20 protein-coding genes and 1 pseudogene are annotated in these 25,051 nt (G+C 64.9%); 19 read left to right on the forward strand and 2 right to left on the reverse strand.

The genetic code is table 11. From position 1 onward, the window contains the following. Positions 1-333 (reverse strand): annotated as a pseudogene (locus tag U5A52_RS43290) (hypothetical protein); the annotation flags it as partial. A 411-nt stretch (positions 334-744) separates the two neighbouring features. On the opposite strand from U5A52_RS43290, the gene U5A52_RS13365 reads away from it, so the two are divergent. The 18 genes from U5A52_RS13365 (at position 745) to U5A52_RS13450 (ending at position 23,355) form a co-directional block, all read left to right on the forward strand. Continuing rightward, positions 745-4,791, forward strand: coding sequence for an FAD/FMN-binding oxidoreductase (locus U5A52_RS13365; RefSeq protein WP_321935000.1), 4,047 nt, complete (start codon positions 745-747; stop codon positions 4,789-4,791). 41 nt (positions 4,792-4,832) lie between these two features. Then, the gene (locus U5A52_RS13370; protein WP_321935001.1) at positions 4,833-5,258 is read left to right on the forward strand and encodes an HIT family protein; all 426 of its coding nucleotides are present in this window, start codon (positions 4,833-4,835) and stop codon (positions 5,256-5,258) included. Positions 5,259-5,308: 50 nt separating this feature from the next. Next, on the forward strand, positions 5,309-5,722 hold the full coding sequence (locus U5A52_RS13375; protein ID WP_321935002.1) for a DUF971 domain-containing protein: 414 nt from the start codon (positions 5,309-5,311) through the stop codon (positions 5,720-5,722). Positions 5,723-5,812: 90 nt separating this feature from the next. Then, on the forward strand, positions 5,813-6,544 hold the full coding sequence (gene ubiE, locus U5A52_RS13380) for a bifunctional demethylmenaquinone methyltransferase/2-methoxy-6-polyprenyl-1,4-benzoquinol methylase UbiE (protein WP_158758634.1): 732 nt from the start codon (positions 5,813-5,815) through the stop codon (positions 6,542-6,544). Between the two features lie 36 nt (positions 6,545-6,580). Further along, complete coding sequence (locus U5A52_RS13385) at positions 6,581-7,615, forward strand: Tim44 domain-containing protein (protein WP_321935003.1); 1,035 nt, start codon at positions 6,581-6,583, stop codon at positions 7,613-7,615. Between the two features lie 184 nt (positions 7,616-7,799). Further along, a complete protein-coding gene (locus tag U5A52_RS13390) occupies positions 7,800-8,435 on the forward strand; it encodes an SCP2 domain-containing protein (RefSeq protein WP_321913823.1) in 636 nt (211 codons plus the stop codon). A gap of 18 nt (positions 8,436-8,453) precedes the next feature. Next, a complete protein-coding gene (ubiB, locus tag U5A52_RS13395) occupies positions 8,454-10,031 on the forward strand; it encodes a ubiquinone biosynthesis regulatory protein kinase UbiB (protein WP_321935004.1) in 1,578 nt (525 codons plus the stop codon). A 27-nt stretch (positions 10,032-10,058) separates the two neighbouring features. Beyond that, positions 10,059-10,709 carry a methyltransferase domain-containing protein gene (locus U5A52_RS13400; RefSeq protein WP_321935005.1) on the forward strand — a complete coding sequence of 217 codons (651 nt, stop codon included), beginning with the start codon at positions 10,059-10,061 and terminating at the stop codon, positions 10,707-10,709. Between the two features lie 219 nt (positions 10,710-10,928). After that, the gene (locus U5A52_RS13405; protein ID WP_321913670.1) at positions 10,929-11,300 is read left to right on the forward strand and encodes an FmdB family zinc ribbon protein; all 372 of its coding nucleotides are present in this window, start codon (positions 10,929-10,931) and stop codon (positions 11,298-11,300) included. A 97-nt stretch (positions 11,301-11,397) separates the two neighbouring features. Next, positions 11,398-12,039, forward strand: a complete 642-nt coding sequence (locus tag U5A52_RS13410; RefSeq protein WP_110384393.1) for a DUF502 domain-containing protein — start codon at positions 11,398-11,400, stop codon at positions 12,037-12,039. Between the two features lie 64 nt (positions 12,040-12,103). Continuing rightward, positions 12,104-13,909 (forward strand): aspartate--tRNA ligase, encoded by a 1,806-nt coding sequence (gene aspS, locus U5A52_RS13415; RefSeq protein WP_321913671.1) that lies wholly within the window; start codon positions 12,104-12,106, stop codon positions 13,907-13,909. Positions 13,910-14,058: 149 nt separating this feature from the next. After that, on the forward strand, positions 14,059-14,535 hold the full coding sequence (gene nudB / locus U5A52_RS13420; RefSeq protein WP_321913672.1) for a dihydroneopterin triphosphate diphosphatase: 477 nt from the start codon (positions 14,059-14,061) through the stop codon (positions 14,533-14,535). 7 nt (positions 14,536-14,542) lie between these two features. Further along, positions 14,543-15,931: a phospholipase D-like domain-containing protein gene (locus U5A52_RS13425; protein WP_415765335.1), complete on the forward strand. Its 1,389-nt coding sequence runs from the start codon at positions 14,543-14,545 to the stop codon at positions 15,929-15,931. 246 nt (positions 15,932-16,177) lie between these two features. Further along, positions 16,178-16,777 carry a TetR/AcrR family transcriptional regulator gene (locus U5A52_RS13430; RefSeq protein ID WP_233882901.1) on the forward strand — a complete coding sequence of 200 codons (600 nt, stop codon included), beginning with the start codon at positions 16,178-16,180 and terminating at the stop codon, positions 16,775-16,777. Positions 16,778-16,846: 69 nt separating this feature from the next. After that, positions 16,847-18,634, forward strand: a complete 1,788-nt coding sequence (locus U5A52_RS13435) for an acyl-CoA dehydrogenase C-terminal domain-containing protein (RefSeq protein WP_321913673.1) — start codon at positions 16,847-16,849, stop codon at positions 18,632-18,634. A gap of 141 nt (positions 18,635-18,775) precedes the next feature. Next, positions 18,776-21,217: a 3-hydroxyacyl-CoA dehydrogenase/enoyl-CoA hydratase family protein gene (locus tag U5A52_RS13440; RefSeq protein WP_321935006.1), complete on the forward strand. Its 2,442-nt coding sequence runs from the start codon at positions 18,776-18,778 to the stop codon at positions 21,215-21,217. Between the two features lie 34 nt (positions 21,218-21,251). Next, positions 21,252-22,451 carry an acetyl-CoA C-acyltransferase gene (locus U5A52_RS13445; protein WP_321913675.1) on the forward strand — a complete coding sequence of 400 codons (1,200 nt, stop codon included), beginning with the start codon at positions 21,252-21,254 and terminating at the stop codon, positions 22,449-22,451. A 133-nt stretch (positions 22,452-22,584) separates the two neighbouring features. Continuing rightward, complete coding sequence (locus U5A52_RS13450) at positions 22,585-23,355, forward strand: enoyl-CoA hydratase (RefSeq protein WP_321935007.1); 771 nt, start codon at positions 22,585-22,587, stop codon at positions 23,353-23,355. A gap of 25 nt (positions 23,356-23,380) precedes the next feature. Here U5A52_RS13450 and fdhD read toward each other — a convergent pair whose 3' ends face one another. Then, positions 23,381-24,238 carry a formate dehydrogenase accessory sulfurtransferase FdhD gene (gene fdhD, locus U5A52_RS13455; RefSeq protein WP_321935008.1) on the reverse strand — a complete coding sequence of 286 codons (858 nt, stop codon included), beginning with the start codon at positions 24,236-24,238 and terminating at the stop codon, positions 23,381-23,383. A 149-nt stretch (positions 24,239-24,387) separates the two neighbouring features. On the opposite strand from fdhD, the gene U5A52_RS13460 reads away from it, so the two are divergent. Beyond that, positions 24,388-24,870: a nitrate reductase associated protein gene (locus U5A52_RS13460; RefSeq protein ID WP_321913678.1), complete on the forward strand. Its 483-nt coding sequence runs from the start codon at positions 24,388-24,390 to the stop codon at positions 24,868-24,870. Positions 24,871-25,051: the final 181 nt, after the last annotated feature.

Below are 25,051 nucleotides of genomic sequence, written 5' to 3' on the forward strand. Positions count from 1 at the left end.
GGAGAACACTGGCTGGTTGTCCTCGCGCTTGAGGAACACGGCGTTGCGCAGGCGGGCCGAGAGGTTCGGGGCGCGCTCGAGTTCGGTCTCGCGGGCGACGTCGTAGACGCGGGCGGTGAGGATTGTCTTCAGGTAATCGTCGTGGGAGGCCATGCGAGGACGCGCCGGGCGCGGGTTTAGGGCGGGAAAGCGTAAATGATAGCGCCAACGGCTTCCGCTCTGGCGGCGGGGGCGTACCAGCGCGGGCATACCGGCGCGGGCATACCGGCGCGGGCTGGCGGCTGTCACTCGACGCACCGGCGCGATTCGCCGACCGGCCGGAAGGCAAATCATCGTCAAAGCGCGTGCAATCCAGCGTGAACCACCCGTCAACGCAAGTGAATGTTATGTGTTCACCAAGTTCCCACGCGGCGTCAGCGCGGGCGCGGATCATGCGGTAAAATCTGTTTTCGAAACAAGGATCGGATGATGCACTGGCAACTTCGGACAGCCCATTTGATGCCCGCACGGCGCGTAACCCGCCCGGCGGCGCAGCGGCATGCCCGCCACGCACGATCGTGTCGCTAAATCCGAGCGCCGGGGAACCATCGGCGTGAGCGTTGCCGCCATGTGCCTCCCCACCCCTTTCGTCCGCAGCCAGCCACAGGCGGACACGATTTCAGAATAGCGCCCCACGCGCCCCGTCAGCATCCGTCGCAGCGGCCGCGAGCCGTGCGCGGGGCTGGCCCAAAGAGTCGTCCAACCATGAACGCACCTCAAGTTTTCGATCCTCACGGCGCTGCCACCGCCGTGGCCGCCGACATCGAACCGCGCCTGCGCGAGATTCCCTATAACTACACGTCCTTTTCGGACCGCGAAATCGTCATCCGCCTGCTCGGCGAAGACGCATGGAACGCGCTCGCCGAACTGCGCGCGGAGCGCCGCACCGGCCGCTCGGCGCGCATGCTCTACGAGGTGCTGGGCGATATCTGGGTCGTGCGCCGCAACCCGTATCTGCAGGACGACCTGCTCGACAACCCGAAGCGCCGCGCGCTGCTGATCGAGGCGCTGAACCACCGCCTCGCCGAAATCGAAAAGCGCCGCCGCGCCGATCTGCAGGAGCATGCGGACAAGGAAGGGGTGGAGCGCGCCGCGCGCGTGGAAAAGCTGGTCAGCGCCACGCGCCGCGCCATCGACGCCTTCGCGGGCGAGTTCGAGAAGATGGCCGACTTGCGCCGCCGCGCCGTCAAGGTGCTCGGCAAGCGCACGCAGAAGGACAACATCCGCTTCGACGGCCTCTCGCGCGTCTCGCACGTGACCGACGCGACCGACTGGCGCGTGGAATACCCATTCGTCGTCCTGACGCCCGATACCGAAGCCGAGATCGCCGGGCTCATCAAGGCCTGCTTCGAACTCGGCCTCACGGTGATTCCGCGCGGAGGCGGCACGGGCTACACGGGCGGCGCGGTGCCGCTCACGCCGTTCTCGGCTGTCATCAACACCGAGAAGCTCGAGCAGCTCGGGCCCGTCGAGATGACCGACCTGCCGGGCGTGGACCGCAAGGTCGCGACCATTTTCTCGGGCGCGGGCGTGGTCACGCGCCGTGTGACGGAGGCCGCCGACGCCGCGGGCTTCGTGTTTGCCGTGGACCCGACCTCGCTCGATGCGTCGTGCATCGGCGGCAACGTCGCGATGAACGCGGGCGGCAAGAAGGCCGTGCTGTGGGGCACGGCGCTCGACAATCTCGCCTGGTGGCGCATGGTCGACCCGGAAGGCAACTGGCTCGAAGTCACGCGTCTTGACCACAACATGGGCAAGATCCACGACATCGCCGTGGCGCGCTTCGAGCTGAAGTGGTTCGACGGCGAATACGCGCCGGGCGAAAAGCTCTTGCGCACCGAGTCGCTCGATATCGAAGGCAAGCGCTTCCGCAAGGAAGGCCTCGGCAAGGACGTCACCGATAAATTCCTGGCCGGCCTGCCGGGCGTGCAGAAGGAAGGCTGCGACGGGCTCATCACGTCCGCGCGCTGGGTGCTGCACAAGATGCCGGCGCATACGCGCACGGTGTGCCTGGAGTTCTTTGGCCAGGCGCGCGAGGCGATTCCGAGCATCGTCGAGATCAAGGACTACCTGTTCGAAACGTCGAAGCAGGGCGGTGCGATTCTCGCGGGCCTCGAGCACCTCGACGAGCGCTATCTGCGCGCCGTGGGCTACGCGACCAAGAGCAAGCGCAACGCGTTTCCGAAGATGGTGCTGATCGGCGATATCGTCGGCGACGACGCCGATGCCGTGGCCGCCGCGACCTCGGAAGTCATCCGCATGGCCAACGGCAAGAGCGGCGAAGGCTTCGTCGCGGTGTCCGCCGAGGCGCGCAAGCGCTTCTGGCTCGACCGCAGCCGCACGGCCGCAATTGCCAAGCACACCAACGCGTTCAAGATCAACGAAGACGTCGTGATTCCGCTCAACCGCATGGGCGAGTACACGGACGGCATCGAGCGCATCAACATCGAGCTGTCGATCAAGAACAAGCTGCAGCTGGTCGACGCGCTCGAAGCGTTCTTCAAGGCAGGCAAGCTGCCGCTCGGCAAGACGGACGACGCAAACGAGATTCCCTCCGCGGAACTGCTCGAAGACCGCGTGCAGCAGGCGCTCGACTTGCTCAAGCGCGTGCGCGAGCGCTGGACCTTCGTGGGCGAGAAGCTCGACCTGTCGCTGCGCGAGGCGCAGCACTACCTCGTGCAACTGGGCTATGAGGCGCTCGCGGAAAAGTTCGCCGACCGCGTGGATGCGCAGCCGGACGCCAATGTCTTCCACGTGACCCAGGACCGCACGGTGCGCATCTCGTGGAAGCAGGAGATCCGCGCGGAACTGCGCAAGATCTTCAACGGCGGCGAATTCAAGCCGATCCTCGACGAGACTCAGGCGATCCACAAGAAGGTGCTGCGCGGCCGCGTGTTCGTGGCGCTGCACATGCACGCCGGCGACGGCAACGTGCACACGAACCTGCCGGTCAACTCGGACAACTACGAGATGCTGCAGGACGCGCACCACGCGGTGGCGCGCATCATGAAGCTCGCGCGTTCGCTCGACGGCGTGATTTCGGGCGAGCACGGCATCGGCATCACGAAGCTCGAATTCCTGACCGATGACGAGATCGCCGAGTTCCGCGCCTACAAGCAGCGCGTCGACCCGCAAGGCCGCTTCAACGCGGGCAAGCTGCTCGAAGGCGCCGACCTGCGCAACGCCTACACGCCGTCGTTCGGCCTGATGGGCTATGAGTCGCTCATCATGAAGCAGTCCGACATTGGCGCGATTGCCGATTCGGTGAAGGACTGTCTGCGCTGCGGCAAATGCAAGCCGGTGTGCGCGACCCACGTGCCGCGCGCGAACCTGCTCTACAGCCCGCGCAACAAGATTCTCGCGACCTCCTTGCTGGTCGAGGCGTTCCTGTACGAAGAGCAGACGCGCCGTGGCGTGTCGATCAAGCACTGGGACGAGTTCAACGACGTGGCCGACCACTGTACGGTCTGCCACAAGTGCGTGACGCCGTGCCCGGTCAAGATCGACTTCGGCGACGTGACGATGAACATGCGCAACCTGCTGCGCAAGATGGGCAAGAAGAAGTTCAACGCGGGCAACGCGGCGGGCATGTTCTTCCTGAACGCCACGAACCCGCAGACCATCAATCTCGCGCGCACTGCGATGATGGGCGTGGGCTACAAGGCGCAGCGCCTCGGCAACGACGTGCTGAAGAAGTTCGTGAAGAAGCAGACGGCACATCCGCCCGCATCCACGGGCAAGCCGGCCGTGGTCGAGCAGGTGATCCACTTCGTCAACAAGAAGATGCCGGGCAACCTGCCGAAGAAGACGGCGCGCGCGCTGCTCGACATCGAAGACAACAAGATCGTGCCGATCATCCGCAACCCGAAGACGACGAGCGTCGATTCGGAAGCGGTGTTCTACTTCCCCGGCTGCGGCTCGGAGCGCCTGTTCTCGCAAGTGGGGCTCGCCACGCAAGCCATGCTCTGGGAAGCGGGCGTGCAGACTGTGCTGCCGCCGGGCTATCTGTGCTGCGGCTATCCGCAGCGCGGCTCGGGCCAGTACGACAAGGCCGAGAAGATCGTCACCGACAACCGCGTGCTGTTCCACCGCGTGGCGAATACGCTCAACTACCTCGACATCAAGACGGTGGTGGTGTCGTGCGGCACGTGCTACGACCAGCTGGCCGGTTATGAATTCGACAAGATTTTCCCGGGATGCCGCATCATCGACATCCACGAATTCCTGCTGGAGAAGGGCATCAAGCTCGATGGCGTGTCGGGTACGCGCTACATGTACCACGACCCGTGCCACACGCCGATCAAGACGATCGACCCGGTCAAGCTCGTCAATGAACTGATGGGTTCCGAAAAGGACGGCTACAAGATCGAGAAGAACGATCGCTGCTGCGGCGAATCGGGCACGCTGGCCGTCACGCGCCCGGACATTTCGACTCAGGTGCGTTTCCGCAAGGAAGAGGAAATCCGCAAGGGCGCGGCGAAGCTGCGCGGCATTCCGATCGTGGGCAACGGCGCGAACGGAGTGCAGCCGGCAACGCCGCAGGAAGCGGGCGGGCAGGGTACGACGCAGGACGTCAAGATTCTGACGAGCTGCCCGTCGTGCCTCCAGGGTCTGTCGCGGTACAACGAAGACGCCAACATCGAAGCCGACTACATCGTGGTGGAAATCGCCCGGCACATACTTGGCGAAAACTGGATGGCGGACTACGTTCAGAACGCGAACAATGGCGGAATCGAGCGCGTGCTGGTCTAATGGCAGCGCTCAATTTTCCGTGAACCGGTTCGGGGACGACGATGACATGCGTATTCTGCAGTGAGGAAGGCGGCGATGTGCTGTGGCAGGACGAGCGCATGCGCGTCGTGCTCGCGACTGCCGAGGCCGACTATCCCGGCTTTTGCCGGGTCATCTGGAATGCGCACGTCGCCGAATTCTCGGACCTGGGCGTGGCCGACCGGGAACATCTGATGCGCGCGGTGTACGCCGTCGAGCGTGCGCTGCGCCGCGTCATGCAGCCTTCGAAGGTGAATCTGGCGAGCCTCGGCAACCAGGTGCCGCACGTGCACTGGCACGTGATTCCGCGCTTCACGAACGACGCCCATTTCCCCATGTCCGTCTGGTCGCCGCGCCAGCGCACGGTGTCCGAGGCGATGCTGGGCCAGCGCCGCGCACAGGCAACGCTGCTGCGCGACGCGGTGCGCCAGGAAATGGAGCAGGCTTAAGGCCGGGCCAAGCCAGGCCGGGCGGTGGGCGTCCAACAGCAGGAACGATCATGAGTGGACTGAAATCCGATACGCCGGTGCCAACCGGCGTCGTGGTGCACGCGCTTTCGCGCGTGCTCGAACTCCAGTATGCGAGCGGCGAGAGCTACCGCGTGCCTTTCGAGCTGATGCGCGTGTATTCGCCCTCGGCGGAAGTGCGCGGACATGGCCCCGGCCAGGAAACGCTGCAAACAGGCAAGCGCGAGGTGACGATCACGGCGCTCGAAGGGGTCGGCAACTATGCGCTGCAGCCTACGTTTTCCGACGGCCACAACACCGGCATCTATTCGTGGGACCAGCTCTACGAGCTTGCCACGCGCCAGGACGAACTCTGGGCGGAATATTTCGCCAAACTGAAGGCGGCGGGCGTCGAACGTGACGCACCCATGGCGGCGCCCCCTGCCGCGCATGGCCACTGCCACTGACGCTTCCTGTTACGATCCTGCCCCGCCGCTTCTCTGACAGACGCGGCGCAGCACCTCAATAGAACACCCTTCCGCGAAAGGACGAGCGCGATGAGCAAAACCCACTTCGGCTATCAGACAGTCGACGAACAGGACAAGGCGAAGAAGGTGGCCGGCGTGTTTCACTCGGTCGCCTCGAACTACGACCTGATGAACGACCTGATGTCGGGCGGGCTGCACCGCGCGTGGAAGGCGTTCACGATCGCCCAGGCGAACATCCGGCCGGGCGCAAAGGTGCTCGACATTGCGGGCGGCACCGGCGACCTCTCCATGGCGTTCGCGAAGAAAGCCGGCCCGACGGGCGAGGTCTGGCACACCGACATCAACGAGTCGATGCTGCGCGTGGGCCGCGACCGCCTGATCGACAACGGCGTGATCACGCCGGCGCTTTTGTGCGACGCCGAGAAAATTCCCTTTCCGGACAACTACTTCGACGTGGTGACCGTGGCTTTCGGGCTGCGCAACATGACGCACAAGGACGCCGCGCTGGCCGAGATGCGCCGCGTGCTCAAGCCGGGCGGCCGCGTGCTCGTGCTCGAGTTCTCAAAGGTCTGGGAGCCGCTCAAGAAGGCGTACGACGTGTATTCGTTCAAGGTGCTGCCGTGGCTTGGCCGCCGCTTTGCCCAGGACGCGGACAGCTACCAGTACCTCGCGGAATCGATCCGCATGCACCCCGATCAGGAAACACTCAAGACGATGATGGAACAAGTCGGCCTCGACGCCGTCAAATATTACAATTTGTCAGCTGGCGTGGTAGCCTTACACGTCGGCACAAAGTATTAGTGTTTCCAAATCACTGTCTTTAAAGGAATTTCCGTTATGTCTGAGCCCAGAATCGATGCTTCCAAAAAGCTTTCATCATCGTGGGCCAGACGAATCGGTGTTCTGGCCCTCGCCGGCGTGATGATTGCCGGCAGTCTCGCGTCGTTCGACGCCGAGGCTCGCCGCATGGGTGGCGGCCGCAGTTTCGGCAAGCAGTCGTCGGTGGCCTCGCAGCGCAGCACCACGCCGCCGCCCGCCCAGCCCAGCCCCACGAGCCCCACGAGCCCCACTAATTCCGCGCAGCAGGCCGGCGCCCAGCGCGCACCCGCCACGCCGGCTCCCACGCCCGCGGCCGCGCCGGCGCGCAACCGCTGGCTTGGGCCTATTGCGGGTCTCGCGGCCGGTCTCGGCATCGCCGCGCTGCTTTCGCACTTCGGTCTTGGCGAGGCGTTCGCGGGCATGATGGCCAACATGATCGTGATCGCGATCATCGCCTTTATCGCCGTCTGGCTGATCCGCAAGTTCATGAGCCGACGCCGTGCCGCGGAGCCCGCGTACCAAACCGGTGGCGGGTACGGGTCGTCGGCCAGCCTGAACCAGTCGGGCGGGTATCAGCCGCAGGAGCCGCGCTACAGCGCGCCGCCCACAGGGCAGTACCTCGCGTCTGAGGCCAATCCGGTCAGCACCCCGCACACCGATACGGCGCCCACCGTCCCGGCTGGCTTCGATACCGAAGCCTTCGTGCGCAACGCGAAGGTTTACTTCGTGCGTCTGCAGGCCGCTTGGGACGCCGGCAACATGGACGACATCCGCGAATTCACGACGCCGGAGATGTTTGCCGAGATCCGCGTCGATCTCGCGGGCCGCGGCGCGCAGCCGAACCAGACCGACGTCGTGCAACTCAACGCGGACTTGCTCGGCGTGGATGAGCGCGACAACGAATACCTTGCGAGCGTGCGTTTCTCCGGCCTGATTCGCGAAACCATGGGGGCGCCCGCCGTGCCGTTTGCGGAGGTGTGGAATCTCTCGAAGTCGCGCACGTCGGGTGAAGGCTGGCTGCTCGCGGGTATCCAGCAGGTCGAAACTCACTGAGTTTGCAAGGACGTAGTGCGCTTCGTGTGCGCTTCGTGATTTGATAAAGATCACGCAGCGCTGCGCCAGCCAGCCGTTGTGCCTCGTTGGCGAGGGCAGGGTGGCGGCGCGATCCGACGGCTCGAACGTTACAATGGGAACCCGCCCGGGCTTGTGCCCGTGCGGGTTTTCTTATTCCATGCCGATGACTCTTGCCGCCAAGCCCTTCGCTGCTGCCGTCAATCACCTGCTCGCCCGTGAAACGTGGGCACGCGAGCGCCTCGCCCCGTATGCGGGCAAGACGGCGCGCCTCACCTGCCCGCCTGTCGTGCTCACGCTGCTCGTGCAGCCGGACGGCTATCTGGGCGCGGTCGAGGATCACGATGCCGGCGATGTCGACGTGACGCTTTCGCTGCCCGCGGGTGCGCTCTCGTCGTTCGTGCAGGGCGGCCAGGCGGCCGTCATGAAGCACGTCAAGATCGAGGGCGATGCCGAGTTCGCGCAGGTCATCGGCAAGCTCGCCGAGCATCTGCGCTGGGAGCCCGAAGAGGACCTCGCGAAGCTGATTGGTGACGCGCCGGCTTCACGCATCGCCACGCTCGCGCGCGCCGCGGGTGAGCAGGCACTGCGCACCGGCCGCAACGTGCTTGGCTCGGTCACGGAATATCTGCTCGACGAAAATCCGCAGCTCGTGCGGCGCGCCGAGCTCGACGGCTTCAACGAAGACCTGTCGCGCGCTCGCGATGCGCTGGCGCGCGTGGAAAAGCGCATCGAGCGAATCGAACAAAAATCACAGGCCGGCGGCGGGAGCGAGAGCGCTGCCCCGCACGGCTCGCGCTAGTCAACAGGCCCCCCAGACATGCGTTTTCTGCGTTTTCTCAAGATTATCTTCACCGTCATCCGCTTCGGCCTGGACGAGATGATGTTGAGCCGGATTAACGACCGGCGCGTGGCGCTGCTCCTGCGCATCACCACGATCGGCCGTCGTTTCGACGATCCGCCCGGCTTGCGCCTGCGTCTCGCACTCGAAAGCCTCGGCCCGATCTTCGTGAAATTCGGCCAGGTGCTGTCCACGCGCCGCGACCTGCTGCCGCCCGATATCGCCAACGAGCTTGCAAAGCTGCAGGACCAGGTGCCGCCGTTCGATTCGAACGTGGCGATCGGCCTGATCGAGAAGTCGCTGGGTGCGCCCGTCGATGCGATTTTCGACGAGTTCGAACGCGTGCCGGTGGCGAGCGCGTCGATCGCGCAGGTGCACTTCGCCAAGGTGAAGTCCGGCCAGCACGCGGGCAAGCCGGTGGCGGTGAAGGTGCTGCGCCCGAACATGCGTCCGGTGATCGATTCGGACCTCGCGCTCCTGCGCGACATCGCCGTGTGGGCCGAGCGCCTGTGGGCCGACGGCAAGCGCCTGAAGCCGCGCGAAGTGGTGGCCGAATTCGACAAGTACCTGCACGACGAGCTCGACCTCATGCGCGAGGCCGCCAACGGCAGCCAGTTGCGCCGCAATTTCGCGGGCCTCGACTTGCTGCTCGTGCCGGAAATGTACTGGGAATTCAGCACGGCCAATGTGCTCGTGATGGAGCGCATGGTCGGCGTGCCGATCAGCCAGGTGGACAAGCTGCGCGCAGCCGGCGTGGACATTCCGAAGCTCGCGCGCGAGGGCGTGGAGATCTTCTTCACGCAGGTGTTCCGCGACGGCTTCTTTCACGCCGACATGCACCCCGGCAACATCCAGGTGAGCCTCGATCCCACGCATTTCGGCCGCTATATCGCGCTCGATTTCGGCATCGTCGGCGCGCTGTCGGACTTCGACAAGAACTACCTCGCGCAGAACTTTCTCGCGTTCTTCAAGCGCGACTATCACCGCGTGGCGACGCTGCATATCGAGTCGGGGTGGGTGCCACCCAATACGCGCGTGGAAGAGCTGGAAAGCGCGATTCGCGCCGTGTGCGAACCGTATTTCGACCGTGCGTTGAAGGACATTTCGCTTGGCCAGGTGCTGCTGCGTCTGTTCCAGACCTCGCGGCGTTTCAACGTGGAAATCCAGCCGCAGCTCGTGCTGCTGCAAAAGACCATGCTCAACGTCGAAGGCCTTGGGCGGTCGCTCGATCCCGAACTCGATCTCTGGAAAACGGCGAAGCCTTATCTCGAGCGCTGGATGACCGAGCAGATCGGCTTGCGCGGCTGGTACGAGCGCTTCAAGATCGAGGCGCCGCAATGGAGCAAGACGCTGCCGCAATTGCCGCGTCTTGTGCACCAGGTGCTGCTGCACCGCCAGGAGCCGCACGGTTTCGCCAGCGACGAGACCATCCGCGCGATGCTCGCCGAGCAACGCCGCACGAACCGCCTGCTGCAGGGCCTGCTCGTGTTCGGCGTGGCCGTGGGCGTGGGCATGGTGGCGGCGCGCGTGTGGCTCGCGTTCGCGTACGGCGGCTGACGCACCACGAGAACCAGGAGTGAGACGATGAGCGACCCGACCCTGCCGCCGCAACCGGACGACGTGCCCGAATTCGAAACCCGCGACCCGGCGTCGCCCTCGTTCTGGGACGAGCGCTTCGAGCGCGGTTTCACGCCGTGGGACCAGGCGGGCGTGCAACGCCAGTTCGAAGCCTTCGCCACCGCGCATCCTGATGCCGCGGTGCTGATTCCGGGCTGCGGCAACGCCTGGGAGGCGCGCTGGCTCGCCGAGCGCGGGCGCACGGTGCGCGCCATCGACTTCGCGCCCGCTGCGGTCGCGAGCGCGCGCGCGGCGCTGGGGCAGTACGCCGGCGTCGTCGAGGAGGCGGACTTCTATGCCTACACGCCGCCGTTCACGCCAGCCTGGGTGTTCGAGCGCGCTTTCCTGTGTGCGCTGCCCAAGGCGCTGCGCGCGAGCTACGCCGTGCGCATGGCCCAGCTGTTGCAGCCCGGCGCGCTGCTGGCGGGCTACTTCTTCATCGGCGAAACGCCCAAGGGGCCGCCGTTCGCCATCGCGCGCGACGAACTCGACGCCTTGCTCACGCCGTACTTCACGCTCGCCGACGATCAGCCCGTGGCCGACTCGCTGCCCGTGTTCGCCGGGCGCGAGCGCTGGCTCGTGTGGCGTCGCAACGACGCCGCGCCGTCGCACGTTTGAGCGGTGTCAGGCGGGCGCGCGACGCGCTCGCCGCCTTGCATTGCCGCGTGCGCTCTTGATGTGCACGCAAGCTGCCCTCATGTGAATTGAGGCGGCTGCAATCCTTTCGACCCTCCCCGCTGGGCACCCAACCCCGGTAAATGCCAGGGGCGGTCCTGGTTTGCGGCTATAATTCAAGGCTTTGCAAGCAATTATCAGATTTTCATCAGGATAGAGATCATGCCGATCTACGCTTATCGCTGCGAGTCGTGCGGCTTCGACAAGGACGTGCTCCAAAAGATGAGCGATGCGCCCCTGACGCAGTGCCCGAGCTGCGGCGCGGACACATTTCGCAAGCAGGTCACCGCGGCGGGCTTCCAGCTGAAGGGTTCGGGCTGGTACGTCACCGATTTCCGCGGCGGTAACGGCGCCAAGAGCGCTGCGGCGACCGGCGCGAAGGAAAACGCGTCGTCGGAAGGCAGCAAGCCGGCCGGCGAGGGCGCCGCAAGTGGTTCCAGCGAAGCGAGCGCAGCCGCGCCCGCTGCGAGCACACAAGCGAGCACCCCGGCGAGCACCCCGGCGAGCACGCCCAGCCCGGCAGCCTCGACCTGAAAACCTGCGGCGCGATTCCTGCATTCCCGGGAATACGCGCCGCGCCGAAGCCGCGCTGGCAGCCCATTAGCCGTGCGCGGCGCGTTTGGCGGTGTACATGACGATCAAGAAAGCGACGTTCAAATCGGTATTCCTGACCGGCCTGCTGGTGCTGGTGCCGTTGGCCATCACGCTGTGGGTGCTGAACCTCGTCATCGGCACGATGGATCAGACGCTGCTGCTGCTGCCCGAATCGTGGCGGCCGGAGCGCGTGTTCGGCGTGCGCCTGCCGGGTCTCGGCGCGGTGCTCACGCTCGCGTTCATCTTCGGAGTCGGTCTGCTCACGCACAACTTCATCGGCCAGAAGCTGGTGGAGTGGTGGAACGCGCTGGTGCGCCGCATTCCGATCATCGGACCGCTGTACGGCAGCATCCAGCAGGTTTCCGATACACTGCTTTCGAGCAACGGCAACGCATTTCGCAAGGCGCTCCTGATCGAGTACCCGCGCAAGGGTTCGTGGACGATCGCGTTTCTCACCGGCATTCCCGGCGGCGACGTGGTCAACCACCTGCAGGAAGATCATGTGAGCGTGTATGTCCCGACTACGCCGAATCCCACGTCGGGCTTCTTCCTGATGGTGCCAAAGAGCGAGGTGGTCGAGCTGGACATGACCGTCGACGCCGCGCTCAAGTATATTGTTTCGATGGGCGTGGTCGCGCCGGCAACCTCTCCACGCCGCCCCATCGATCCTCCGCTTTAAATACCGGACGACGCGCTTGCACGCGCCGCTCCCGTTCATTCATGCATAACGAAAGACGAACATCATGTCGATGAGATCTGAATACTGCGGTCTGGTGACCGAACAGCTGCTGGGCCAAACTGTTTCGCTGTGCGGATGGGTGCAGCGCCGCCGCGACCATGGCGGCGTCATCTTCATCGACCTGCGCGACCGCGAGGGCCTCGTTCAGGTCGTCTGCGACCCGGACCGCGCGGAAATGTTCAAGGCCGCCGAAGGCGTGCGCAACGAGTTCTGCGTCCAGATCAAGGGTCTCGTTCGCAATCGTCCGGAAGGCACGGTCAACGCCAACCTCACGAGCGGCAAGATCGAAGTGCTGTGCCATGAACTCGTGGTGCTCAACGCGTCGGTCACGCCGCCGTTCCAGCTCGACGACGACAACCTCTCGGAAACCACGCGCCTCACGCATCGCGTGCTCGACCTGCGCCGTCCGCAAATGCAGCACAACCTGCGTCTGCGCTATCGCGTGACGATGGCCGTGCGCAAGTATCTCGACGCGCTCGGCTTCATCGACATCGAAACGCCGATGCTCACGAAGAGCACGCCGGAAGGCGCACGCGACTACCTCGTGCCGTCGCGCGTGAACGCTGGCCAGTTCTTCGCGCTGCCGCAGTCGCCGCAGCTCTTCAAGCAGCTCCTGATGGTGGCGAACTTCGATCGCTACTACCAGATCGTCAAGTGCTTCCGCGACGAAGACCTGCGCGCTGACCGTCAGCCCGAATTCACGCAGATCGACTGCGAAACGTCGTTCCTCGGCGAGCAGGAAATCCGCGACCTGTTCGAAGACATGGCGCGTCACGTGTTCAAGGAAACGATTGGCGTCGAGCTCGACGCGAAGTTCCCGGTCATGCCGTACTCGGAAGCCATGCGCCGCTTCGGCTCGGACAAGCCGGACCTGCGCGTGAAACTCGAGTTCACCGATCTGACCGACGCCGTCAAGGACGTGGACTTCAAGGTGTTCAGCACGCCGGCCAACAGCAAGGACGGCCGCGTTGCGGCGCTGCGCGTGCCGAAGGGCGGCGAACTGTCGCGCGGCGACATCGACGGCTACACGGAATTCGTGCGCATTTACGGCGCGAAGGGCCTCGCCTGGATCAAGGTCAACGAAGTCGCGAAGGGCCGTGACGGTCTGCAAAGCCCGATCGTCAAGAACCTGCACGACGCGTCGATCGCTGCGATCCTCGAGCGCACCGGCGCGCAAGACGGCGACATCATCTTCTTCGCGGCAGATCGCGCGAAGGTGGTGAACGACAGCCTGGGCGCGCTGCGCCTGAAGATCGGCCATTCGGAGTTCGGCAAGACCAACGGCCTGGTCGAGAAGGGCTGGAAGCCGCTGTGGGTGATCGACTTCCCGATGTTCGAGTACGACGAGGAAGAAAACCGCTACGTGGCCGCGCACCACCCGTTCACGAGCCCGAAGGACGAGCACCTGGAATACCTCGAAACGGATCCGGGCCGCTGCCTTGCGAAGGCTTACGACATGGTGCTGAACGGCTGGGAAATCGGCGGCGGCTCGGTGCGTATTTATCAGGAAGACGTGCAGAGCAAGGTGTTCCGCGCGCTCAAGATCAATGCGGAAGAAGCCCGTGCGAAGTTCGGCTTCCTGCTCGACGCGCTCCAGTACGGCGCGCCGCCGCACGGCGGTATCGCATTCGGTCTGGACCGCATCGTCACGATGATGGCCGGCGCCGACTCGATCCGCGACGTGATCGCGTTCCCGAAGACGCAGCGTGCGCAGGATCTGCTCACGCAGGCCCCGAGCCCGGTGGACGAGCGCCAGCTGCGCGAACTGCACATCCGTCTGCGTCAGCCCGAGCAGAAGGCAGCGCAGTAAGCGCTTGATTCCTGCTGCGAAGGCCCTTGGGGCTTTTGCATCGCAACAACAAAAAAGGCGCATCGTGCGCCTTTTTTGCTTTTTGCGTTAAATTACCTTTAGACGCGCCGCAAGCGCGCAGTGCGCGTTCCTCCCCACGCTCCATCGCCATGCAGAAGCCGCCGAAGATTCCGGAATCCGTACTCGTCGTCATCCATACGCCGCAACTGGAGGTCCTGATCATCGAACGCGCCGACCGGCCCGGTTTCTGGCAGTCGGTCACCGGTTCCAAGGACCGGCTCGACGAGCCGTTCGCCGAAACCGCGGTGCGGGAGGTGGGCGAAGAAACGGGGATTGCCGTCGGCGCGGCGGGCGTTCCGCACTCGGCGCTGCTCGACTGGCGTCACGAGATCGAGTACGAGATCTATCCTGTCTGGCGCCATCGCTACGCGCCCGGCGTCACGCGCAACACGGAGCACTGGTTCAGCCTGGAAGTGCCCGCGGGCACAGTCGTCACGCTCGCGCCGCGCGAACATACGGCTTATGTGTGGCTGCCTTACGAGCAGGCGGCGGCGAAGTGTTTCTCGTGGTCGAACCGCGAGGCCATTCTGCAACTGCCCGAGCGGCTAGGCGAAGGTCGCGGGTGAGCCCAACATGAGCGAGACCAGTACCGATCCCGGCATTGAATCGCAGCGCGTGGTGAGGCTGCGCGAGGCGCTGCTTGGCCGGCGCTATCGTTCACGCTATCGCTTCACGAGCGGCAACGACGTGCGCCTGTTTGGCTCGAGCGCCGAACTGTTCGGCGCGATGATCGAACGCATCGACGCCGCCGCGCGCGACGTTGCGCTCGAAACCTACATCTTCTGCGACGACGACATCGGTCGCGCGCTCTCCGACGCGCTCATACGCGCGGCGGCGCGCGGCGTGCGCGTGCGCGTCATCACCGACGGCATTGGCTCGCCGCGCATTGCGCTGTTCGAGACCTGGCCTGGCGCCGGCGTGGAGCATCGCGTCTACAACCCGCATATCTTCGGGCGCTTCGGTTTTTCGCGCACGCACCGCAAGCTTTGTGTGATCGACGACCAGTTCGCGTATTGCGGCGGCATCAACGTGATCGACGACTTCGAGCAGGACGGCCACAAGCTGCCGTATTCGCGCTGGGATTTCGCCGTCGAACTGCACGGCCCCGTGGTCGTGGACGTGCGTCTTGCGATCGAGCAGCAGTGGCGGCGCATCCGGCTTGGCTACCGGCCGCCGCTGCCCCAGCAGGTTTCGCCCGGCGTGCCCGCGAGCGCGGGCTTCATGTCGCCGCATCCCACGGGCCACACGATCGGGCGCCCCACGCAGATCGTCGACGACGCACTGCGCGCGCTCGCGCCCACCGTGGACTCGCCGCGGGCGAAGCGCTTCTTCACGCGGCTGCGCGAGCGTCTGCGCGCGAGCGTGCGCGATCCACGCACGGCGCAAGTGCCCTGCGTGGCGTTCGTCGCGCGCGACAACGTGGTCAACCGGCGCGCCATCGAAAAGGCTTATCTCGACGCCATCGGCGAGGCGCGCAAGGAAGTGCTGCTCGCCAATCCGTATTTCATGCCGGGCCGGCGGTTGCGGCGCGCGCTGGTGAGCGCCGCGGAACGCGGCGTGGCCGTCAAGCTTTTGGTCGGACGAAAAGAATTCAAGGTGCTCGACTACGGGGTGCCGTTCCTCTATCACCAGTTGCTCAGCGCGGGCGTGCAGATTGCGGAGTACGAGAAAACGATGCTCCACGGCAAAGTGGCCGTCGTCGATTCGAGCTGGGGCACCGTGGGTTCCTCGAATCTCGATGCGCTGAGCCTCGTGCTCAACAACGAGGCCAACGTGCTGCTCGTGCAGCATCCGCAGATCGAACAGCTGCGCGGCGAGATACTCACGGCATTCGGCGATGCCGCGCAGATCGACCGCGCGCGCTACGAGGCGCGGCCGTGGCACGTGCGCGCCGTGAACTGGCTTGCGTGGGCGTTCTATCGTGCCCTCATGAAGCTCATTACGGTGGGCGGCTACGACTAGAACGAGAAAGCCGCCTGCCACACGAATCCGCGCACGTGCAATCGAGAGAATGTCGGCTTGCGCGCGGCGCACGAACCCCCAAAATTAGAGTACCGGTTAGAAATCGGTTTCTAATAAAGTCCTTGTTTCGCGGACGGCTGTCCTCAACAATAGTACGGCCGTTCGATTTAATTCAGGCCTTGATGTAAGCAGTTGACGAGCAATTGACGGCAACATCGCGGCCACATCGTTACGGTAAAGAAAGCTATGCGAAAAGGCGAACAGACACGAGCCGCCATTCTGGATGCAGCACTCGACCTCGCAGGACGCGATGGCCTGGAAGGCCTGACCATCGGCCTGCTCGCCGAGCGCATGCAGATGAGCAAGAGTGGCGTCTTCGCTCACTTCGGGTCTCGGGAAGACCTGCAGGTCGAGGTGGTGCGCGAGTACCACCGTCGATTCGAGGAAGAAGTCTTCTTTCCGAGTTTGCGCGAGCCGCGCGGTTTGCCGCGTCTGCGTGCGATGCTGTCGCGATGGTTCGAGAAGCGCATTCACGAAGTCACGACCGGCTGCATCTACATCAGCGGCGCCGTCGAGTACGACGACCGCGCCGACAGCCAGGTGCGCGAACAGCTCGTGGCGAGCGTGTCGATGTGGCGCGCGGCGCTCCTGAGGGCCATTTCGCAGGCAATTGAAGAAGGCCATTTGCGCAAGGAGACCGATCCCGCGCTGATGCTCTTCGAACTGTATAGCGTGACGCTCGGCCTGCACCATGACGGCCGCTTCCTGCATCTGCCGGACGCGGTCGAGCATACGTGGGCCGCGTTCGAGAAGCTGATTGTTTCGTATCAGAGCGAGACCCAGTAGCGCCCAGACCGCAACACGAAGTCGCGGCGGCGCGCGTGGGACCCGTAGCTCAAATTTTGGAGAGAAGACATGGGACAGTACACCGCGCCGCTGCGCGACATGCAGTTCGTGCTGCACGAACTGCTGAACGTGGAAGGCGAAGTGAAGCAGATGCCGAAGCACGCCGACCTCGACGCCGACACCATCAACCAGGTGCTCGAAGAAGCCGGCAAATTCTGCTCCGAGGTGCTGTTTCCGCTGAACCAGGTCGGCGACCGTGAAGGCTGCACCTACGCCGGCGACGGCGTGGTCACCACGCCCACTGGTTTCAAGGAAGCGTACAAGCAATATGTCGAGGCCGGCTGGCCGGCGCTCGGCTGCGATCCCGATTACGGCGGCCAGGGTCTGCCCGCGTTCGTGAACAACGCGCTCTACGAAATGCTGAACTCGGCGAACCAGGCGTGGACCATGTATCCGGGTCTCTCGCATGGCGCCTACGAGTGTCTGCATGCGCACGGCACGCCCGAACTGCAGAAGGCTTATCTGCCGAAGCTCGTCGAAGGCGTTTGGACCGGCACGATGTGCCTGACCGAACCGCACTGCGGCACCGACCTCGGCATCCTGCGCACGAAGGCCGAGCCGAACGGCGACGGCTCGTACGCGATCACCGGCACGAAGATCTTCATCTCGAGCGGTGAGCACGACATGGCCGAGAACATCATCCACCTCGTGCTCGCGCGCCTGCCGGACGCGCCGCCGGGAACCAAGGGCATCTCGCTCTTCGTCGTGCCGAAGTTCATCCCCACGGCCGCGGGCGAAGTCGGTGAGCGCAATGGCATCAAGTGCGGCTCGATCGAGCACAAGATGGGCATTCACGGCAACGCGACCTGCGTGATGAATCTCGACGGCGCGAAGGGCTGGCTCGTTGGCGAGCCGAACAAGGGCTTAAACGCCATGTTCGTGATGATGAACGCCGCGCGCCTGGGCGTGGGCATGCAAGGCCTTGGCCTGACCGAAGTCGCTTACCAGAACTCGCTCACGTACGCGAAAGAGCGCCTGCAGATGCGCGCGCTGACCGGCCCGAAGGCGCCCGAAAAGGCCGCCGACCCGATCATCGTGCATCCGGACGTGCGCCGCATGCTGCTCACGCAAAAGGCCTGGGCCGAAGGCGCGCGCGCGTTCACGTACTGGTCGGCGCTGCAGATCGACAAGGAACTTTCGCACGCTGACGAAACCGAGCGCAAGGAAGCCGCCGATCTCGTCGCGCTGCTCACGCCGATCATCAAGGCCTTCCTCACCGACAACGCATTCGAGAGCACCAACCTCGGCATGCAAGTCTACGGCGGCCACGGCTTCATCTCGGAGTGGGGCATGGAGCAGTACGTGCGCGACGCGCGTATCAACCAGATCTACGAAGGCACGAACACGATCCAGTCGCTCGACCTGCTGGGCCGCAAGGTGCTCGGCGACATGGGCGCGAAGCTCAAGAAGTTCGGCAAGCTCGTGACGGAGTTCGTCGAAGCCGAAGGCATCAAGCCGGAAATGCAGGAGTTCGTGAACCCACTCGCCGACATCGGCGACAAGGTGCAGAAGCTCACGATGGAAATCGGCATGAAGGCCATGCAGAACCCCGACGAAGTCGGCGCCGCTGCGGTGCCGTACCTGCGTACGGCGGGCCACCTCGTGTTCGCGTACTTCTGGGCGCGCATGGCGCGCATCGCGCTCGACAAGGAAAGCTCGGGCGATCCGTTCTACAAGTCGAAGCTGGCCACGGCGCGTTTCTACTTCGCGAAGCTCCTGCCCGAAACGGCCACGGCGATCCGCCAGGCGCGCGCGGGTTCGAAGACGCTGATGGAAGTCGACGAAGCGTTGTTCTAAAAGCCAACGGGCGCGTGCTTTGCAAAGGCGCGCGCCCGCTCAACACGATGTCCAGAGGCGGCGCCCGCTCGGTTACCTGTTGAGGCACGCCGCCCTCACACCTCAATCCGCTCGACATTGCATACCCGCTGGAGGAACAACGTGAGCAACCTCAATATTCGCAAGGTGGCCGTGCTCGGCGCCGGCGTGATGGGCGCGCAGATCGCCGCGCACCTGATCAACGCCCGCGTGCCCGTGCTGCTGTTCGATTTGCCCGCGAAGGAAGGCCCGAAAAACGCCATCGCGCTCAAGGCAATCGAGACGCTCAAGAAGCTCTCGCCCGCGCCGTTCGGCGTGAAGGACGACGCGCAATACATTACGCCCGCGAACTACGAAGACGACATCGCCAAACTCGCGGAATGCGACGTGGTGATCGAGGCGATCGCCGAGCGCATGGACTGGAAGCACGACCTCTACAAGAAGGTCGCGCCGCACATCGCTCCGAACGCGATCTTCGCGACCAACACCTCGGGCCTTTCCATCACCGAACTCTCGCATGGCTTCGACGATGCGTTGAAGGCGCGCTTCTGCGGCGTGCACTTCTTCAACCCGCCGCGCTACATGCACCTCGTCGAGCTGATCCCGACCGCGCAAACGAAGCCCGAAATTCTCGACCAGCTCGAATCGTTCCTGACGAGCGTGGTGGGCAAGGGCGTGGTGCGCGCGAAGGACACGCCGAACTTCATCGCGAACCGCGTGGGCGTGTTCTCGATCCTCGCGGTGATCGCCGAGGCGAAGAAGTTCGGACTGCGTTTCGACGAAGTCGATGACCTCACGGGCTCGCGCCTTGGCCGCGCGAAGTCGGCGACGTTCCGCACGGCGGACGTCGTGGGCCTCGACACGATGGCGCACGTCATCAAGACGATGCAGGACAACCTGAAGGACGATCCGTTCTTCCCGGTGTACGAAACGCCGGCGGTGCTCGCGGGGCTCGTAGCGAAGGGCGCGCTCGGCCAGAAAACGGGCGGTGGCTTCTATCGCAAGGAAGGCCGTGCGATCAAGGTGCTCGACGCGAGTACGGGCGAGTACGTCGACGGCGGCGGCAAGGCCGACGAGCTGGTGGGCCGTATCCTCAAGCGCCCGCCCGCAGAACGTCTGAAGCTGCTGCGCGAAACGCAGCACCCGCAGGCGCAGTTCCTGTGGTCGATTTTCCGCGACGTGTTCCACTACATCGGCGTGCATCTGCAGTCGATCGCGGACAATGCGCGCGATATCGATCTCGCGATCCGCTGGGGCTTCGGCTGGAACGAAGGCCCGTTCGAAGGCTGGCAGGCCGCTGGCTGGAAGCAGGTGGCCGAGTGGGTGAAGGAAGACATCGATGCAGGCAAGGCGCTGTCGAATGCGCCGCTGCCCGCCTGGGTGTTCGAAGGTCCGGTCGCCGCGAACGGCGGCGTGCACGGCGCGGACGGCTCGTGGTCGCCCGCCGAAGCGCGCTTCGTGCCGCGCTCGAATCTGCCGGTGTACGAGCGCCAGGTGTTCCGCGCGGCGCTGTTCGGTGAAACGAATGCACGCGACCCGAAGACCTACGGCAAGACGCTGTTCGAGAACGAAAACCTGCGCGCCTGGGTGGACGACCGCGCGGGCGAGGACGACGTCGTCATCGTCTCGTACAAGAGCAAGATGAACACGATGGGCCCGGGCCTGCTCGACTCGCTCGTGAAGGCCATCGACATCGCCGAAGACGGCTACAAGGGCCTCGTGATCTGGCAACCGACGTCGCTGAAGCTCGGCGCGCCGGGCGGCCCGTTCTCGGCTGGCGCGAACCTCGAAGAGGCGATGCCCGCGTTCATGATGGGCGGTGCGAAAGGCATCGAGCCGTTCGTGAAGAAGTTCCAGGACACGATGCTGCGCGTGAAGTACGCGAACGTGCCGGTCATCACGGCGGTGTCGGGCATCGCGCTCGGCGGCGGCTGCGAAATCATGCTGCAGAGCACGAAGCGTGTGGCGCACATCGAGAGCTATGTCGGCCTCGTGGAAGTGGGCGTGGGCCTCGTGCCCGCCGGCGGCGGCCTGAAGGAAGCGGCGATCCGCGCGGCCGAAGGCGCGCAGGCGATTGGCGCGGTGCCGAGCGATCTGCTCCGCTTCCTGCAGAAGTCGTTCGAAAACGCCGCGATGGCGAAGGTCTCGGCCTCGGCGCACGAAGCACGCGCAATGGGCTATCTGAAGCCTTCGGACACGATCGTCTTCAACGTGTTCGAACTGCTCGACACGGCGAAGAAGGAAGCGCGCGCGCTGAGCGCGGCGGGCTACCGTGCGCCGCTGCGCGCCACGCAGATTCCGGTGGCGGGCCGCTCGGCGATCTCGACCATCAAGGCGTCGCTCGTGAACATGCGCGACGGCCGCTTCATCAGCGATCACGACTTCCTGATCGCGAGCCGCATCGCGGAAGCGGTGTGCGGCGGCGACGTCGAGGCGGGCAGCCTCGTCGACGAAGAATGGCTGCTCAAGCTCGAGCGCCGCGCCTTCGTCGAACTGCTCGGCACGCAGAAGACGCAGGAACGCATCATGGGCATGCTGCAAACCGGCAAGCCGGTGCGCAACTAAGCGGCACGACGCACACCAGATACTGGAGTAAGAGATGAGCAAACAGTTGCAGGACGCCTACATCGTCGCCGCGAGCCGCACTCCCATCGGCAAGGCGCCGCGCGGCGTGTTCAAGAACACCCGCCCGGACGAGCTGCTCGTTCACGCAATCAAGTCGGCCGTGGCGCAGGTGCCCGGGCTCGACACGAGCGTGATCGAAGACGCGATCGTCGGCTGCGCGATTCCGGAGGCCGAGCAAGGCCTGAACGTGGCGCGTATCGGCGCGCTGCTCGCGGGGCTGCCGCAGAGCGTGGGCGGCGTGACCGTCAACCGCTTCTGCGCGTCGGGTCTCACGGCGCTCGCCATGGCCGCCGACCGCATCCGCGTGGGCGAATCCGACGCGATGATCGCGGGCGGCTGCGAGTCGATGAGCATGGTGCCGATGATGGGCAACAAGCCGTCGCTCTCGCCGCATATCTTCGATCGCAATGAAGACATCGGCATTGCTTACGGCATGGGCCTGACCGCCGAGAAGGTCGCGGAGCGCTGGAAGGTGAGCCGCGAGGCGCAGGACGCGTTCTCGGTCGAATCGCATCGCCGCGCGCTCGCCGCGCAGCAAGCGGGCGAGTTCAAGGACGAGATCGCGCCGTACACGATCGTCGAGCGCTTCCCGGATCTCGCTTCGGGCGAAGTGAAGGTGAAGGAACGTTTGATCGAGCTGGACGAAGGCCCGCGTGGCGACACCACGCTCGAAGGCCTCGCGAAGCTGCGCGCGGTGTTCGCGAACAAGGGCTCGGTCACGGCCGGCAACAGCTCGCAGACGTCGGACGGCGCGGGCGCGCTGATCGTCGTCTCCGAGAAGATCCTCAAGCAGTTCAACCTCACGCCGCTTGCGCGCTTCGTGAGCTTCGCGGTGCGCGGCGTGCCGCCGGAGATCATGGGCATCGGTCCGAAGGAAGCGATTCCGGCGGCGCTGAAGGCCGCGGGCCTGAAGCAGGACGATCTCGACTGGATCGAGCTGAACGAAGCGTTTGCCGCGCAGTCGCTGGCGGTGATCCAGGACCTCGGCCTCGATCCTTCGAAGATCAATCCGCTCGGTGGCGCGATTGCGCTCGGCCACCCGCTCGGCGCGACGGGCGCGATTCGCGCCTCGACGGTCGTGCACGGCCTGCGCCGCCGCAACTACAAGTACGGCATGGTCACGATGTGCGTTGGCACCGGCATGGGCGCGGCGGGCATCATCGAGCGGCTGTAAGCACGACTAGCGCTCAGGCGTTATCGACACGGTTCGCAGACTTCACGGTTTGCGGACCGTTTTTCGTATCAGAGCAGGTGGGACTGGAGTCAGCGCTGAAGCGCCAACTCCGGTCGACAGAGGAGACATTCGTATGAGCAACGAAATTCTCGTAGCACGCGAAAACGGCGTGCTCACGATCACCATCGACCGGCCCGCGCGCAAGAATGCGCTCACGCCCGCGATGTATCAGGCGATGGCCGACGCGCTCACCGGTGCGAACGAGGACGCCTCGGTACGCGCGGTGCTGCTGAGCGGCCACGCTGAGATCTTCACGGCCGGCAACGACATCGAAGACTTCCTGAAGAGCCCGCCCGCCGGCGCCGATTCCCCCGTGATCCGCTTTCTCGACGCCATCTCGACGTTCGACAAGCCGATCGTCGCGGCGGTGAAAGGGCCGGCGATCGGTGTCGGCACGACGCTGCTGCTGCATTGCGACATCGTCTACGCCGCCGACAATGCGCGCTTCGCCGTGCCGTTCGCGCAACTGGGGCTGTGCCCCGAGGCGGCTTCGTCGCTCTTGCTGCCGCGCATTGCGGGCTATCAGGGCGCGGCGGAAAAGCTGCTGCTCGGCGAGACCTTCGACGCGGCCGAAGCGCATCGCATGGGGTTCGTGAACCGTGTGCTGCCGGCCGCCGAGCTCGACGCGTTCGTCGCCGGGCAAATGGCGAAGCTCGTGGCGCTGCCCGCGTCGTCGCTGCGCGTGACGAAGTCGCTCATGAAGCGCGCGAGCGACCACGAGATCAAGACGCGCATGAGCGAAGAGTTCGTGCACTTCGGCAAGATGCTGCTCGCGCCCGAAGCGCGCGAGGCGTTCACGGCGTTCCTCGAAAAGCGCAAGCCGGATTTCCGGCAGTTCGATTGAGCCGCGAGCGCAAGCTCAGGTTGAATCAGGCCGTTTCGTAATCGACATAGCCGGACTCGCGGCAAAAACTCACGAGCCGCAGTCCGGCACGCTTCGCAATGGCGATCGCAAGCGAAGAAGGCGCCGAGATCGTCGCGACCATCGGAATGCCCACGCGCGCGGCTTTGCGCACCAGTTCGTAGCTTGCACGGCTGGAGAGGAAGACGAAGCCCTGCTGCGTGTCGGCGCGCTCCATCACGAGCTGGCCGATGAGTTTGTCGAGTGCGTTGTGGCGCCCCACGTCCTCGAAGGCGCGCAGGATCGCGCCGTTCTCGTCGCACCACGCGGCCGCGTGCAAGCCGCCGGTGAGCTTCGTGAGCGCCTGGTGCTGCGGCAGTTCGCGTGCGGCGCGCGCGATGGCGTCCGGCGCCAGGCGCGCGGCGAAGCCGGTGTCGGGCACCTGCTCGGGCTCGAGATCGAGCAAGTCGATGCTCTCGATGCCGCACACGCCGCAGCCGCTGCGCCCGGCGAGCGCGCGGCGCTTTTCCTTGAGTTCGACGAATGCCTGCTGCACGACCGTGAGATGAACCTCGGCATGCGGCAAATCCGCCTCGTCGTGCCAGTACACCTCGATGTCCTGAATGTCGGCGTTGCGCCCGACAATGCCTTCTGAGATCGCGAAGCCCACGGCGAACGCTTCGAGGTCGCGCGGCGTGCACATCATGACCGCGTGCGAAATGCCATTGAAGACGAGCGCGACGGGCCATTCCTGGCCAACGTGGTCCTCACGCGTTTCTACCGTGCCGCCACGGTGCCGGTGCACGCGCAACTCGATGGCGCCGGGCTGGCCATCGGATTCCAGGGGATTCGTCGCCGCGATCTGCGAGCGGGTTGGGGTATTCAAGCGCAAAACTCCATCAGTCCTTGTGCGGCGCGGCACCGCAGCGCCGCCAGGGGACAGCGCAGCCGCGCCGCGCGCGGAAGGTTCTAAAATACCTCAAGCGGGCCGCGCGCGCTTGCCTGCGCCTTTGCCCGCCTCGCGAGGATACCGTCATGGCATTGAACGAAGCTCCGCTGCTTTTCCGGTTCGAGGTCGAGTCGTCCGAAAACCTCACCTATATCCCGATGTGCGTGCGCTTCAACCTGGATCGCTTTGGTCTGCGCATCTCTCTCGCGCAATGGCAGTTGCTGCCCTACGAGGACCGCCGGCTGCTGGCATGTTTCCCCGTCGATGAAGACACGCAGATCGAGCCCAATTTCGACCACGCGCTCTTCGAGATGATGCGCACGCATGCGAACGTCGAGCCCGAATGGTTCGCGCCCGAAGAAGCGCCGGCCTGGCGCGACGTGAACACAGTGCCGGGCGGCATTGCGCTTCAGTCCGAGCTTGCCAGCCTGCAAGCACCCGGCCTCGAAGACTGGGCGCAGCTCGACCCGTTCCAGCGCTATGTGCTTGCGAAGCTCGCGCGCAAGCCCGAGAGCAATCACGACTTCGCGCCGGCGATGCGCGAGTTCGGGCTGGCGGTGCCGCGGTGATTTTCCGGCGCTGATTTCCCGCCAATCCTGCCCACCAGCGGGTCAGTGCCGCTTCTTGTTCGCTTCCAGGCGGACAAATAGCCGATCCATACCCGATTCCTGTTAGCCGCGGCCGCCTCGCGCGCGCCGTCGCGCGTCTTTTTCCGCCTCTTTCTCCCCGTTTGCCCTCAAGACAAGGCCG

It is taken from the genome of Paraburkholderia sp. J8-2, assembly GCF_905220195.1.
GTDB lineage: Bacteria > Pseudomonadota > Gammaproteobacteria > Burkholderiales > Burkholderiaceae > Paraburkholderia.